Source organism: Chryseobacterium sp. UNC8MFCol (assembly GCF_000482305.1).
Classification (GTDB): Bacteria; Bacteroidota; Bacteroidia; order Flavobacteriales; family Weeksellaceae; genus Chryseobacterium; species Chryseobacterium indologenes.
Genome location: NZ_KI535291.1, coordinates 1 through 16608, shown reverse-complemented (window position 1 = coordinate 16608; position 16608 = coordinate 1). Strand labels below are relative to the sequence as shown.

The window sequence follows — 16608 nt, the reverse complement described above, 5'->3', positions numbered from 1 at the left end:
ATTAACAGGCCATTGTAATTTTACTACAATGGCCTATTTTCGCAACTGCAATAAAAAACATAAAAACTAAAAATTATGAGAAAAGCATGGGCGGTCATTTTTATGATCATGTTTTCTATCTTCAAAGCACAGATTATATCTTTTTCTGATCCTCATTTAAAATCAAGGCTATTGGCAGCCAATACAACAAACAGCATTGCAGCTAATCAAGATGGAGATTATATTAAAATAGACTCAAATAATGACGGTCAGATCCAATATAGTGAAGTTGTAGCTGTTGTTAAGCTGGATGTCAGAAGCAGTTTGATCAGTGACCTTTCCGGCCTGAGTCATTTCACGAATCTTAAAATACTATATGCCGCTGAGAATCCTTATGTATCGGTTGATATAGCTTTACCTAATCTGGAAGATCTATACCTTGGCGGTCCTAATCTGAACACCATAAATACTTTGTCATCACCAAATCTAAAATTTCTTTCAATACAAAAGTATGACAAGACAACCTTAGCTTTACATAATAATTCTATTAAGGGATTAGTTGTCACAGGTGGAAACAACCTTCAAAACATTGATTTACAAAACTGTACAGCTCTAAAAAACCTAACTCTTTACTCAGGTCCGGCAGTAAAAAGTATAATCGGTTCCAACATGCCCACTCTCGAAGCTGTGTTTATTTCAAACACGCCTGACTTATCACACTTTGATTTCAAAGGATCACCTAATTTCAGAACCATAAGTTTCAATACAACAGGATTACCTTTGCTAGATCTGACCAATTATTCTACGTTGGAAAACATACTTGCCAATGGTAATTCATTTTCAAGTGTCAAATTAGATGGATGTACATCTCTTAAACAGCTCAATATATCCAACAACCACATACCTACAATAAGCATGGTGGGTACTCCCGCTCTTGAAACACTCTCATTATCAAACAATAACCTCACTTCTGTCCCGTTAGACAATCATCCAAACCTTTGGAATATTGAGATGAAAAATAATCTTATTTCGAATTTGGTTTTGCCCAATTTACCGGCTTTAAAAGTTTTATCTGCTGATTCCAACCAGCTTACTTCACTTGATATATCCGGAGCACCCAACCTTGATATTCTGACTATCGGTTACAATCACCTCTCTAGTCTGGATGTAAGCTCATTAATCAATCTAACGGAGCTTAAATGTGAATACAATTCACTTACACAACTTGATTTATCAAATAATAAAGAACTATCAAGGATCACCTGTCATAATAATCCCAATCTGGAAAAAATATTCATGAAGAATGGAAAAGTTCAACCATGGTATTATCTGAATCTATTTCCCAACTCTTCCCTAAAATATATATGCTGTGATGAGGAAGAGTTTAATGAACTGAGTAATTATACTATTACACACGAAAGTCCCAATACAGTCATTAACACATACTGTTCATTTACTCCTGGAGGAACATTTTACACCATTCAGGGAAGCACAACATATGATAGTAATAACAATGGTTGTGACCCCAATGATCCCGGCAAATCTTTCCAACGTTTTACCCTTACAAACGGCAGTGTATCAGGAGCAATAATTAGCGGGACCTCCGGAAATTATTCTTTCCCGGTACAGGCAGGTACACATACAATCACACCTGTTGTAGAGAACCCGTATTTTACAATTACACCTGCAAGCTACACTGTTAATTTTCCTAGTCAGCCAAGCCCGGTTATAAAGAACTTTTGTTTGGCAGCCAACGGAACTCATAATGATCTTGAAATAATGCTCATTCCTGTAACGGATGCTGCTCCCGGATTTGATGCACAGTATAAAATTGTTTACAAAAACAAAGGAACGGCTTCACAATCCGGAAATATTGCATTTAATTTCAATAATAATCTAATGCTTTATAAGAGTGCTACAATCCCTCCTTCCTCACAATCAACCGGAGCTGTAACCTGGAATTTCACGAACCTTCTTCCGTTTGAAACCAAAGAAATTACAGTCACTGTTAAATTAAATACGCCAACACAAACTCCGCCTTTAAACGGTGGTGATATTTTACATTATGCGGCACAAATCATCGGAGCAACGGATGAAACGCCTGCAGATAATAATTTTGAGCTCAACCAAACGGTAGTTAATTCTTTTGATCCTAATCATAAAACATGTCTTGAAGGGACTTCCATTTCACAAACCCAGGTTGGAGACTATGTTCACTATCTGATCCGATTTGAAAATACAGGAACAGCCAATGCTAAAAATATCGTCGTAAAAGATGAAATTGATATTGCAAAATTTGATATTTCATCCCTGATCCCTATGAATGGCAGCCACAATTTTGTAACCAGAATTACAAGTCCGAATGTGGTAGAGTTTATTTTCGAAAATATTCAGCTCCCTTTTGATGATGCAAATAATGACGGATATGTTTCCTTTAAAATCAAAACAAAATCTACCCTGACTCCTGGTGACAGCTTCAGCAACACAGCAAAAATTTATTTTGATTATAATGCTCCTATTATTACGAATACCTATACTACGACCATTGCAACGACTTTGTCTACGGCTGAGGTTAAAAACAGAATAGATAGTGTAAGTATTTATCCTAATCCGGCAAAGGACATTTTATATATTCAATCTAAAAATGATGTTATTAAGGCGGAAATTTATGATTCAACGGGAAGACTGGTGATTTCAACGGGAGTATCCCAGAAGTCTGTTAGTATTTCTGAGCTTCCTAAGGGAAATTATACCATTAGATTGTTTACGAAGGACATAATTTCACATGTAAAATTCATCAAAGAATAAGAATAAAACCAAATTCTAACAATAGATAAGCCGTGAGTTTTCACGGCTTTTTTTATATCCGATACCCTTTTTGTTATTTGAGTATAATATCAATATCACTGCTTACAATTACGACTTATTCAATTATCAAAAATCACAATAAAAGTAATATTAAAAGCAAAATATACAATCAAAAACACATTATAATGAAAAATATTAAGCAATAAAAATCAAATTATAAACATTTTTCATATATTTACACAAACTAAAACATCACCAAACCATGAAAAACATTTATCTTTTTGTGCTCATCTTTGCACAATTATCTGTCACTGCACAGACCATTAACTTTCCGGATCCGAAATTCAAAGCAAAGCTACTCACGGCAAATACGGGTAATAATCCTTTTTCCTATGATCTCAATGGAAATCCGACGATCATAGATACGAACAATGACGGAGAGATCCAGGTAAGTGAAGCCCAGAATATCTCAAAGCTGGTCTTAACGAATACACTGATTAATGATATTACGGGAATTAAGAATTTTACCAATCTTACTTCTTTTAATGTAACAGGAAATTCATCGCTTACTATACTTGACCTGAGCAATATGACTCCGTTGAAAGAACTGACCTGCTTCAGCAACGGATTGAATACTATCAATATACAAGGTTGTAACCAGCTGGCATCTTTTTCCTTTTCTAATAATGGCGGAACTATCTCGAATCTTGGTTTTTTACAAAACATTCCTCTTAAAAAGCTTATAGTTTCAGCAAATTCACATTTGGAAAGTGCTGACCTCTCAAATCTTACAAGCCTGGAAGATATTTTTTTCGGGGAAAGCTCCAATCCCAATTTCACGACTTTAAACCTTACCAATAATATCAATCTGAAGAAAATATACATTATCAAACCCAATCTTACGTCACTTACATACAGTACACTCAGTAAGCTTGAATATGTCAATATCCAAAAAACAAAAGTAACTTCACTTGATTTTACCTCGTCGCCGCTGCTTAATGATATTTCTCTGGATAAGAATTCGTTACTGAACTCACTTAATATTCAGAATAATAACAATCTGGAATATGCAACCGTTGCCATGAGTCCGTTGCTTACTTCTATAAGTATTCATAACAAGCCAAATTTATTGGGATTAACTATATCCGGAACGGGGATAACAGCATTGGATTTAACGGGATTAACTGCAATGTTCAGTCTGTCTTTAGGAAATAACAAAATAACTTCCATGGACTTTTCCCCTGCTACCAATCTTATATTTTTGTCATTGGGTGAAGATTTTCTTACCAGTGTAGATATCAGTCAGAATCCGAAGATAAGCTCATTAAGTGCTCTTGGTAATTCCATTACGCATGTGAATGCTAAAAACGGGAAATCCAACCTGGAATATTCTGCCGGTCCAAAATCTATGACTCCCAGTTTAGCATATGTATGTTGTGACACCAATAAAATACAGAAGTTTTCAAATATGCTAGCTACCTATGGGCATACCAATGTCGAAATTAACAGTTACTGTTCTTTTGTTCCGGGAGGAACGACCTATACCGTTCAGGGAAATACAAAGGTTGACGTTAATAATAATGGTTGTGATGCCACTGATCCATATAAATCGTTTCAGAAATTTAACATTACGGATGGTACCAACTCAGGAAGTTATATTGCGAACAGCTCAGGAAATTATTCCTTAGCTGTACAGGCAGGTACCCATGTCATCACACCGGTTGTGGAAAATCCGGATTATTTTACGATCTCTCCTGCAAGTATTACGGCAGATTTCCCTACCCAGGCCAGTCCGTTAGCTCAAAATTTCTGTATCACCCCGAATGGAACGTTTAACGATCTCGAAGTCGTTATCCTTCCGATAACAACGGCCACTCCCGGTTTTCAATCCCAATATAAAATAGTCTACAAAAATAAAGGTAATACTGCACAGTCAGGAACGTTGGTATTTAATTACGAAGATACGATTTCAGACTACCAGTCTTCGACCCTTGCTCCTACATCACAATCTCCGGGAGTTTTGAACTGGAATATTACCAATCTTCTTCCTTTTGAAACCAAGGAAATTACGGTAACTATAAAATTAAATACTCCAACGCAGACGCCTCCTTTAAATTCAGGTGATATTCTACATTACACAGCACAAATCAGCGGAGCTACAGATGAAACACCTGCTGACAATAATTTCACACTCAACCGTACTGTAGTGAATTCTTTTGATCCCAACGACAAAACCTGTCTTGAAGGAACTTCTATCGCTCAGGCGAAAGTGGGAGATTATGTACATTATCTGATCCGATTTGAAAATACAGGAACCGCCAATGCCAGAAATATTGTTGTAAAAGATGAAATCGATACTACAAAATTTGATCTTTCCTCACTGGTTGCATTAAACGGAAGCCACGATTTTGTCGCTAAAGTTACAGGTCCGAATGTGGTTGAATTTATTTTCGAAAATATTCAGCTGCCTTTTGATGATGCAAATAATGATGGATATATTTCGTTTAAGATCAAAACGAAGTCCACATTAAATGCCGGTGATAGTTTCAGTAACACAGCCAAAATTTATTTTGACTACAACCACCCGATCATTACCAATACATATACCACGACGGTTGAAAATGTTTTAGGAACAAAAGAAACCAGCAAGAATAGCACTCAGTTTACGATCTATCCGAACCCTGTGAAAGATGTGTTAAACATCAAATCTAAAGAAGAAGTCATCAAGGCTGAAATTTATGATGCCACAGGAAGAATTATCAGATCAATGACTGTAAAAGGAAATTCATTGCATGTTTCAGAACTTTCTAAAGGAAGTTATATGATTAAAGTCTTCACAAAAGATAAAACAATGGTACAGAAGTTTATTAAAGACTAAACCGGTTACCACTAAAGGAAAAGGCTGCAAATGATTTGCAGCTTTTTTTATTTTCAATCTGTATTATTTAGAGTTTAATACTATGGAGGATTAATGCATTGAGTTTTATGCTAATCGTTTAGATGGATTTCTTATGATTCAAGAATCCTTCCCTCTATAAAACTGATAATGTAAGGTATTATACCACCGGTAATCTGAAAAAGAAAGTACTTCCGTGATTCAAAGAGCTTCTCACTCCTATGTCACCGTTTTGTTTTTCAATGAAGTTTTTTGAGATCGCCAGCCCCAAACCTGTTCCGTTCTGGTGCTCACCCGGAACCTGGAAATACCGGTCGAAAATCTGACGATGGTATTTTTCATCAATTCCATTACCGGTATCTGTAATGCTAAACTGAATGAAGGCATCCTGTCTTTCAACTACAATCTGAATATTTTCATCCTGGTAAGAATGTTTGACTGCATTGGTAAGGAAATTATTCATTACCCAGACTGTTTTATCAAAATCTGCATTCACAAAATCATTATCTTCAAGAAGATATTGTGAATGGATGGATATATTTTTCTGCTCAGCCAGTTTTTCTACATTTTTCACGGCAGTCTCCACAATTTCCTTTGGAGAACATTGCCCGACGGTCAACCGGATATTCCCTGATTCTACCTGTGAAAGATTAAGCAGTTCTCCCGTAATATCCAGCAGGCGTTGCCCGTCTTCGTTGATGCTCTTCAACAATTCCTGCTGCTGCTCATTCAGCTCACCGAATTTCTGATTTCCGAGAAGCTGAACTCCCATTTTTATGGCTGAAATAGGAGTTTTCAATTCATGTGATATGGTTGCTATAAAATTGGTTTTGGCAAAATCCAGTTCTTTAAAAGGGGTAATATTCCGCAATAGAATAACTTTACCGATGTACCTCTTTTCTTTTTCACCGGTTTTAACGATATTGATCGGGATAATATCCTGTTCAAAATAGTTTTCTTTATTATCACGAACAATTTTAATAGGGTCTTTCACCGGATGATCGATATTTTTCAGCAGCTCCCGCATCAGGTCATTATTTACCGCCACTTCATGGGCTGTTTTTCCTATAATATCTTCTTTGCGGAGATTGGTTATTTTCAAAGCTTCATCATTGATCATATAGATAAAATGGTTCTCATCCAGCCCGATTACGGCATCATGCATATTATTGACCAGTGTTTCAATCCTTTTTTTCTCCATGAGCTGCTGGGAAAGGCTGCTGCTTTCATATTCCTGAAGTTGCTCCGCCATCACGTTAAAAGACTGGGCAAGGCTGTTGAATTCATCACTTCCTTTAAAATGAACCCTTTCACTATAATTTTTATTGGCAATCTGCCGGATACTGAATGTAAGCTGATCGATAGGTTCCGCAATCGTTTGGGGTAAATTAAACAATAAAACAAAAGCAATCAGGAAACAAACCGTTCCCAAACTTACAATCCAAAAAGTAGCATTACCGGCTGTAATAATGGCAATATCACTTTTCCGTTCAATGCCTTTCATATTCAAAGACATGATCTTGGCGAGATCTTCACGGATCAGTTTTTCCTTGTCAGTGCCGGGTTCCTTCAAATAGCTGTTGAAGTGCAGATTCAGGTTCTGGGTAGCTTCTTTTTCTCCAAATTCCGTTAGATTTTTTTCCTGCAGCTGGTTATTCTTTTTGAAATCAGCTATGGCGATGGCACTATCTGTACTGATATGATCTAATGCGAGAAGCATATTCTTAGAAAACTCCAGACTATTGTAATTGGCAGTAAGGATTTTTTCTGTATCTGATTTTAATTTATTGATATACACAGACCCAATCACTGAAAGCAATACGATCAGCAAAAATAAAAGGCCTACGCCTAAGGTGAGTTTTGTTCTAAGTTTCATTACTTCTAAGATAAAATAATAATATCTACCTGTCGTTCATTCAATCTGTTCATCAGCGTATAAATCCAGCTATACCCCAACAGACGATGCCAGAATTTTGCATGGGGCTTACCAATACAAACTGTGGTAATATTGTGATCGATTACATAATCCAGAATTCCTTTGTGAACGCTGCTTTCTTTTATCCTCACCACTTTTGCCCCCAATTCCTGCGCTAAATTAAAATTATTAATCAGATACCGCTGCTTATCCAACGCTATTTTTTCCGGATTTTCAGAAGGTTTCTGAATATATAAAACCGTCCATTGGCTGCTGTAATAGCTTGCCAGCCTTGCGGTTTTCCGTATGATCGTTTTGGCAATCTTCTCGTTGCTGCTGATACAGGCCAGAAATTTTATGGGTTTAAAATTCTCGGTCTTGATTTCGGTTTCCACTTTTCTTTCCACGTGCGTGGCCACCTCTTTTAACGCAAGTTCCCTCAATTGCAGAATGTGTCCGCTTTGGAAGAAGTTGCTCAATGCCGTCTGAACTTTTTCTTTTTTATAGATCTTACCTTCTTTTAAACGGGTCAGCAGTTCATCGGCAGTAAGGTCAATGTTTACGACTTCATCCGCGAGGGCAAGGATTTTATCAGGAACCCGTTCTGTGACTTCTATGCCGGTTATTTTTTTTACTTCTTCATTGAGACTTTCAATATGCTGGATATTCATGGCACTGATCACATTGATCCCATTATCAAGAATCTCCAGAACATCCTGCCATCTTTTTTTATTTTTGGAACCTTCCACATTCGTGTGTGCCAGCTCATCTACAAGAACTACTTCAGGATGCTCATTGATAATAGCCTGAAGATCCATCTCTTCCAGATTTTTTCCTTTATAAAAAACAGATTTTCTCTCAATTTGCGGGATCCCTTCTGCCATAGCAACGGTTTCTTCTCTCCCGTGGGTTTCTATATAGCCTATTTTTACATCAATGCCGTTTCGTAAAAGGGAATGTGCTTCCTGCAGCATACGAAATGTCTTTCCCACACCCGCACTCATCCCGATATAAATTTTGAATTTCCCTTTTCGGGACTTCTGGATCAGTTCTAAAAAATCTGTTGCTGATGACATTGATTTTATTCTTTTTAATTTTACTTTAAACACTTTTTTCTTTGGTGAAGTGCATCATTAAAACCAAACCGCTAAGCTCGTTGTAACAAAAAAGTTTCCTTTTCTGAACTCATCATTTTTAGCAAAAATAGCATCTTTAGAAGTAAAACCTCTTGCTTCTGTACGGAAGACTACATTCTTCAATACTGCATAATCAACATTTAATGAATATCCAAATGTCTGAAATCCGTCCGGGGTTCCTGTATTGATAATCACTCCTTTTTTGTCATTGTAGTATTCTAATCTACCCGCCAATGCCCATTTCTGGTCAACCTGATACTTCATCTGCACATTGGGACTGTACCAGATATTGTACTGTTCGCTTCCCTTCACTTTCTGTTCTGCTCCTATATCAAATCCCAATAAAGCAGAAAACTGATCCGTCAGCTGAAAGCTTCCATAAAGATCGTGAAAATAACGCATTCTTTTATCTGCCTTTGCTTTATCATTTCCAATAAATGAGCTGCTGTTCAACGTGATTTTATCATTCGGCTTATAGGTCAACTGATGACCGAAAGAGATACTCTGATTTCCTTCCGGTTTTGCAATACGTTGCCAGCCATTCAGTACCAATCCGCTTAAAAACCATTTTCCGCTATCTGAGGTATAGGAAATTTTAGCTCCTGTCTCAAAATAAGGGGAATTTTCAGCGGCCAAACTTCTGGTCAGGTTTATATTATCCTTGCCAATAGCACTCTCCCAACCAATATGGGAAGGCATGATTCCTGCGTCGATCCACAGATTTTTTGTTTTTGATATTTTAATTCCAATATTGGCTTCGTTTACGTAGCGTAATGCATTTTGTTCTGCCGCCATATTGTCCTGCGCATAGGTTCCCGCCATTAAGGCTACATTGGCACGAAGATTTTCACTCTGATAATTTGCTTTGATTAATCCCAGATTCAGGTTGAGCTCATTATGTCTGTTGTATGAGTACAAGAAATTTTGACGGAGATGGTTACCGGGTTCATTAAAATCATAGGTATAAAATAGTTCCGCATATGCTGAAAAAGTTACTTTATTTTCTGTTTTTAATGAGTCTGATGATTGTGCTTTAGAAAAAAACATTCCCAAGATTGCACTTATAGTTAGATATTTTTTCACGTTAGTTGTAAGGTATGTTAATCATGTCAAGTCTTACAACATTGACATGATTATTTATTATTTTAATTGATCCAAAGCGATATTAAGCTTCAGAACATTGAGTTTTGATGGCCCGAAAAGTCCTAAGAACGGTTTTTCAGTTTGTGTATTGATTACATTTTTGATTTGCTCTTCGGAAAGATGTCTCGCCTTAGCAATTCTCTTGGCCTGATACAAGGCGCCTTCCCGAGAGATATCAGGATCCAGCCCGCTTCCGCTTGAAGTGACCAGCTCAACCGGTACTTTGGCATTTCCCATTTCAGGGTTTTGCATTTTTAAAGTATCTATTCTTTTTTGTACAGTTTGCAGGTATTCTTCATTGCTTGGTCCCTTATTACTTCCCCCACTTCCTGCTGCATTATAGTTAACAGTTGAAGGGCGGCCATGAAAATATTGGTCTGATTTAAACTCCTGGCCAATATTAGCATAGAACTTCTGTCCTTTATGATTGATAATTTCTGCATTTCCCTGTGTAGGCAGTATTTTTGAACCTCCATACACAATCCCCAGATAAATTCCTACGACAATCAGCATTACCAAAGTCAGCCTCAATGCTGAAACAATATGATTTTTCATTTCTTTAAATTTTAATAGAATAAACTAATCAGTAAGTCGATGATTTTGATCCCGATAAACGGAACAATAACTCCTCCCAAACCATAGATCAAAAGGTTTCTTCGTAGCAGAGCACTTGCCCCGATCGGCTTATAGGCTACCCCTTTTAACGCTAACGGGATCAGGAACGGAATAATCACTGCATTGAAAATAACAGCAGATAAAATAGCCGTTTCAGGACTATGCAGATTCATGATATTCAGCTTCTGAAGTGAAGGAATAAAAGTGATAAACAAGGCCGGAATAATGGCAAAGTACTTCGCTACGTCATTGGCAATACTGAATGTTGTCAGCGTTCCCCTTGTCATCAGCAATTGTTTACCGATCTCCACAATCTCGATCAGTTTGGTAGGATCATTATCAAGGTCGACCATATTACCGGCTTCTTTTGCTGCCTGCGTTCCACTGTTCATAGCAACTCCTACATCTGCCTGGGCCAGTGCCGGTGCATCATTCGTTCCGTCTCCCATCATCGCTACCAGTTTTCCTTCCTGCTGTTCTTTTTTGATATAGTTCATTTTATCTTCAGGTTTGGCTTCTGCGATAAAATCATCTACCCCTGCTTTTTCTGCAATAAATTTGGCTGTCAGTGGGTTATCTCCGGTTACCATTACGGTTTTCACTCCCATTTTTCTTAATCGTTGAAAACGTTCCTGAATTCCGGTTTTAATAATATCCTGTAATTCAATTACTCCCCATACTTTTTCATTGACAGCTACCACCAGGGGAGTACCTCCATTTTCAGAAATTCCGGTTACTGCATCCTGGGTTTCCTGCGGGAAAGCATTTCCGGCTTTTTCAGTCAGTTTTTTTATCGTATCATAAGCTCCTTTTCTGATCCTTGTATCTTCAAAATCGATCCCTGATGTTCTGGTTTCAGCAGTAAAATCAATATATGTAGGATTAGGAACCAGTAAATCTTCGGATTTCAATGCACTCAATTCAATGATTGATTTACCTTCCGGCGTTTCATCTGCTACAGAGCTCAATGCAGAAGCTTTGATAAAGTCTTCCATCTTGATTCCTTCTGCAGGGTGAAATTGGGTTGCTTTACGGTTTCCGATGGTGATTGTACCTGTTTTATCAAGTAATAAAACGTCAATATCCCCGGCTGTTTCTACCGCTTTTCCGCTCTTTGTGATGACATTGGCTCTTAAAGCTCTGTCCATTCCTGCAATTCCGATTGCAGAAAGGAGACCACCGATAGTTGTGGGAATAAGACAAACGAAAAGTGAGATAAATGCCGCTATGGTAATCGGAGTCTGCGCGTAATCTGCAAAGGGCTTTAAAGTGAGGGTAACAATTATAAAGGTCAGGGTAAACCCTGCCAGCAATATGGTTAATGCGATTTCGTTTGGTGTTTTCTGTCTTGAAGCTCCTTCTACAAGAGCAATCATTTTATCTAAAAAAGATTCTCCGGGTTTAGTCGTTACTTTTACTTTGATTCTGTCTGAAAGGACCTTCGTACCACCGGTTACGGAACTTTTATCTCCTCCGGCTTCACGAATGACGGGAGCACTTTCGCCGGTAATGGCAGATTCATCAATTGTAGCGAGACCTTCGATAATCTCCCCATCCATCGGAATCTGATCTCCGGCTTCGCAAAGGAAAATATCTCCTAACTTCATCTCGGCAGACATCTTCAAAACGGTTTCCACCTGAAATCCCTGCTTATTATCAACGACAAGTTTGGCGGGAGTTTCTTCTCGGGTTTTTCGAAGCGTATCTGCTTGTGCTTTTCCTCTGGCCTCTGCAATTGCTTCTGCAAAATTGGCAAAAAGAACCGTGAAAAATAAAATAATAAATACTAAGAAATTATAAGAGAAACTTCCCTGGGACTGATCGCCCGTCAGGCTGAACATGCTGACGATAAACATGACAACAGTTCCGATCTCTACCAGAAACATCACTGGATTTTTAAACATAATTTTCGGATTCAGTTTTACGAAAGACTGTTTAATTGCCTCGTTAACCAAATCTCTTTGAAATAATGTTTGTGATTGATTTTTCATTTTTTTGAAAGAGTTTTTATCATTAATCAATAACGACCATCAAGGCAAACCTTATAAGGGGGATAAAGAGATGGATTATATTAAGTGAACGTTTCAGTAAGTTTTTAGACTAGTCCCCTACTTTCCGGCTTCCTTAATGGTTGAATATTGATCTTAATTTTTAATGTTTACAATTATTTTGAGAAATACTGTATCTGTTCTGCAATAGGTCCGAGTGTAAGTGCAGGGAAAAATGACAGCGCAGCGATGAGTAAGATCACGGCAAGCGTCATGAAACCAAAGGTAGCTGTATCTGTTTTCAGGGTTCCCGAACTTTCCGGAATAAATTTTTTCTGAGCCAGTAAGCCTGCAATTGCTACAGGACCAATGATTGGGACAAACCTGGATAGCAACAGTACAATACCTGTAGAAATATTCCACCACGGTGTATTGTCTCCCAGCCCTTCAAATCCGGAACCGTTGTTAGCGGAAGAAGAGGTAAACTCATACAACATTTCACTGAACCCGTGGAATCCGGGATTATTGAGCGTTTTTGTCCCAAATTCCGGCAAGTAAGCCGTCAGAGCCGTTCCTACAAGAATTAAAAAAGGATGGAATAAGGCAACGATCATTGCAATTTTCATTTCTTTTGCTTCGATCTTTTTTCCCATAAATTCCGGTGTTCTTCCTACCATCAGGCCACTGATGAATACGGCGAGAATAATAAAGATAAAATAATTCAGGATTCCTACTCCACAACCTCCGTAGAAACAGTTGATCATCATCGCCAGCAGCTCATTCATTCCGGAAAGAGGCATGGTACTGTCATGCATTGAATTCACCGATCCCGTTGAAATCACGGTTGTTGCGATACTCCAATATCCTGAAGCAGCGCTTCCGAAACGGATTTCTTTACCTTCCATCGCTCCCAGGCTGCTGTCTGCACCCATTTTTGTGATCAAAGGATTTCCTCCGGTCTCATTCACTATATTCGGAACGGTAAGCGCAAGAAAACCAACCGTCATTACGGTAAAGATGACCCATGACAGCTTTCTCCTGTTTAAATAAAAGCCTAACGCAAAAACCAATGCAAACGGAATAATCATCTGAGTGACCATTTCTGTCATATTAGTTACATAATTAGGATTTTCAAGAGGATGTGCCGAGTTGGTCCCGAAAAATCCACCTCCGTTGGTTCCCAAATGCTTGATCGCCACAAAACCTGCTACCGGACCTCTGGAGACTTCAATTTTTTGGCCTTCCAAGCCGGTTATTTGATCTTTACCCTCAAAAGTCATCGGAGTTCCGTTAACAGAAAGAATGAAAGCAACTATAATACTGATCGGAACTAAAATTCTGATCATTGACTTGGTAAAATAATCATAAAAATTTCCAAGTTCTGTAGCCGTTTTCTCTTTAAATGCTTTAAAAAGAACGGCCATAGCTGCCATTCCGGTTGCCGCCGTTACAAATTGTAAAAACATTAAGTACAACTGGCTTAGATAGCTTACGCCGGACTCTCCGGAATAATGCTGCAGGTTACAATTCACCAAAAATGAGATGGTCGTATTAAATGCTAAATCCGGTGACATGTTTGGATTCCCGTCGGGATTCAGGGGAAGCCAGGCCTGGGTCATTAAAAGTATGAACCCGATGATAAACCAGACAAAATTGATGGCAAGCATGGCATACATATTCTGTTTCCAGTTCATCTGGCGGTTGGGATTGATACCTGATATTTTATAAATTAACTTTTCAATGGGCTGAAATATTGGGTCCAGAACAGTTTTTTTATATCCATAGACATTAGCAAGGTATTTACCTAAAAGTATTCCGATCACTAATGTAATAGCAAACATGGCTATGATGCCTAAAATCTCTGTATTCATGATCGTTTAAAATTTTTCAGGTTTTATTAAAACATAACAGATGTACACAAAGGCGAGAATTGAAAGAAAAAATAAACTCCACATAATTTTATATTCTATCAAAAAATTCAACTGATTTATATAAAAGCCAATACAATACTGCAAACAGCAGAATTAAACTTATAAGCATCATATCTTTATTATTAAGGTTAAAAGGATCAACAATACGTACGATACAATCAGCAAACTAAAATTAGCATGCTCCCGTTTTTTAAACGATTTTCTTGAAATTGTCATTTTAAAATATTTTATTCAAAGACTATATGCCAAAAGAAAGTCCATTATTGAAACACAACAGATAAACAACTGAATTACAAAACATTAAAACCAAAATCAACACCTTATAAAAACACAAAAGCCTATCAAAATGATAGGCTCTTTATTAAAATGATAAAATATTTATTTTAATCCGTATTCTTCCAGTTTACGGTATAAGGTGGCAATTCCGATCTCCAACAACCGCGCCGCTTCCGCTTTATTGCCTTTCGTATACTGTAATACCTTTTGTATATGTACTTTTTCAAGAGACCGGATACTTAGAGAATCATTTTCTGAAACAGTTTTTTCAGAATAATGAGGAAGACTCTCGGTATCCAGAGTATTATTATCCATCAAAATAAGACTTCGTTCTACGGCATTTCTTAGTTCCCTGATATTTCCCTTCCAGTCATTCTTTTCCAATATTCTGTAATAATCCGGACTTACCTGAATTCCTGATAAATGAAGCTTATGAGAAAACTGATCTATAAAATTCTTTGCCAGCATTTTTAAATCTTCTTTTCTTTCTCTTAGAGCAGGAAGATTAATCTCAAAAACATTGAGTCTGAAATACAGGTCTTCCCTGAAGTTTCCCTGTTTTATTTCGTCTTCGAGGTTCCTGTTGGTGGCAGCAATTAATCTGAAGTCAGATTTTGAAACCTTTGTTTCCCCCATTTTGATAAATTCCTTTGTTTCCAGTAGCCTTAACAATTTTGCCTGAAGATCAATAGGCATCTCTCCAATCTCATCTAAAAATAAAGTACCGCCATTAGCTTCTTCAATCAGGCCTTTCTTATCTTTCAAGGCTCCTGTAAATGCTCCCTGTTTATGTCCGAAAAGCTCACTCTCAAGAATTTCTCTACTGAATGCCGAACAGTTGATAGCGACAAAACTATTTTTATTTCTGTCGCTGGCATCATGAATCGCATTCGCAAAAACTTCTTTTCCAGTTCCGGTTTCACCCGTAAGTAATACCGCTGCATCTGTTAATGCAACCTTTTCAGCCAGTTTCTTTGCCTGTAAAATAGCAGGTGAGTTTCCTATGATTTGGGCAAATCCCCTGACTGTGTTACGGGGAATAATTCTGGATTTGTTATCTTTAACCTTCTCTAATGCCTTATATACCAATGGGATAATCTTCTCATTATCATCTCCTTTCACAAGATAATCGTAAGCCCCGTTTTTCATAGCCTGGACAGCATCAGTAATGTTTCCAAATGCAGTCATCAGTATAATTTCAAGGTGCGGATATTTCGTCTTGATTGACTGTACCAACTCGACACCAAATGCATCAGGAAGCCGGACATCACACAACACCACATCAAAATCATACTGCTCAAGCATTGTCATTGCAGAGCGGGATGTAGAGGCTTCTTTTACATTAAAATTTTCTTGGGAAAGGATCATGCCCAATAACCTAAGGAGCTTGATCTCATCATCGATGATCAGAATGTTTCCTGACATTATATTTATTTTGGAAAACGTATACAAACTTATCAATTTTATTTGACTAAAAGCCAGTAATTATGGAAATAAATTTCATCATTACATAGATTTTTAGAAGCTGTTTTCGGCTATCTGCTCATATTCTACACAGAAATAATTGCAAAGGAAGACAATATCAGGAATACGATCTGTAAATAAGTTGAAAATTGAAAATTGAGAATTGAGAGTTGAAAATGATCAATCAGGAATGATCTAGTGGATTAGGGCTTACTGCCTATTGCCTGTAACCTGCTTAGGTATAAAGCAAAAAAAAGTCTCATACATTGCTGTATGAGACTTTTTAAAAATAAAATAAAAACTGGCGGCGGCCTACTCTCCCGCGTTAGCAGTACCATCGGCGCTGGTGGGCTTAACTTCTGTGTTCGGAATGGGAACAGGTGAGCCCCACCGCTAAAACCACCCTAAAGGTTGTATATAAGATGTCAGTGGTAAGACTTCAGATGTCAGACCAATG

At 37.6% G+C, this 16608-nt stretch carries 9 protein-coding genes and 1 rRNA gene; 2 read left to right on the top strand and 8 right to left on the bottom strand.

Annotation, left to right across the window (positions count from 1 at the left end; all coding sequences use genetic code 11):
- Positions 1 to 75 precede the first annotated feature (75 nt).
- A complete protein-coding gene (locus M030_RS0117830; protein WP_027374746.1) occupies positions 76 to 2787 on the top strand; it encodes a T9SS type A sorting domain-containing protein in 2712 nt (903 codons plus the stop codon).
- 262 nt (positions 2788 to 3049) lie between these two features.
- Positions 3050 to 5665: a T9SS type A sorting domain-containing protein gene (locus tag M030_RS0117825; protein ID WP_027374745.1), complete on the top strand. Its 2616-nt coding sequence runs from the start codon at positions 3050 to 3052 to the stop codon at positions 5663 to 5665.
- 178 nt (positions 5666 to 5843) lie between these two features.
- On the opposite strand, the gene M030_RS0117820 is transcribed toward M030_RS0117825, so the two are convergent.
- The 8 genes from M030_RS0117820 to rrf form a co-directional block, all read right to left on the bottom strand.
- Complete coding sequence (locus tag M030_RS0117820) at positions 5844 to 7559, bottom strand: ATP-binding protein (protein ID WP_027374744.1); 1716 nt, start codon at positions 7557 to 7559, stop codon at positions 5844 to 5846.
- Between the two features lie 5 nt (positions 7560 to 7564).
- A complete protein-coding gene (locus tag M030_RS0117815) occupies positions 7565 to 8674 on the bottom strand; it encodes a histidine kinase (RefSeq protein ID WP_027374743.1) in 1110 nt (369 codons plus the stop codon).
- 57 nt (positions 8675 to 8731) lie between these two features.
- Positions 8732 to 9781: a porin gene (locus tag M030_RS0117810; protein ID WP_034722838.1), complete on the bottom strand. Its 1050-nt coding sequence runs from the start codon at positions 9779 to 9781 to the stop codon at positions 8732 to 8734.
- Positions 9782 to 9874: 93 nt separating this feature from the next.
- Positions 9875 to 10432, bottom strand: coding sequence for a potassium-transporting ATPase subunit KdpC (gene kdpC / locus M030_RS0117805; protein WP_027374741.1), 558 nt, complete (start codon positions 10430 to 10432; stop codon positions 9875 to 9877).
- Between the two features lie 11 nt (positions 10433 to 10443).
- Entirely contained in the window at positions 10444 to 12483 is a 2040-nt protein-coding gene (kdpB, locus tag M030_RS0117800; protein ID WP_027374740.1) for a potassium-transporting ATPase subunit KdpB, read from the bottom strand.
- Between the two features lie 173 nt (positions 12484 to 12656).
- Entirely contained in the window at positions 12657 to 14351 is a 1695-nt protein-coding gene (gene kdpA / locus M030_RS0117795) for a potassium-transporting ATPase subunit KdpA (protein WP_027374739.1), read from the bottom strand.
- Between the two features lie 438 nt (positions 14352 to 14789).
- Complete coding sequence (locus M030_RS0117790) at positions 14790 to 16112, bottom strand: sigma-54-dependent transcriptional regulator (protein WP_027374738.1); 1323 nt, start codon at positions 16110 to 16112, stop codon at positions 14790 to 14792.
- Between the two features lie 338 nt (positions 16113 to 16450).
- Positions 16451 to 16558: ribosomal RNA gene (gene rrf, locus M030_RS0117785) — 5S ribosomal RNA — on the bottom strand.
- Between the last annotated feature and the right edge of the window lie 50 nt (positions 16559 to 16608).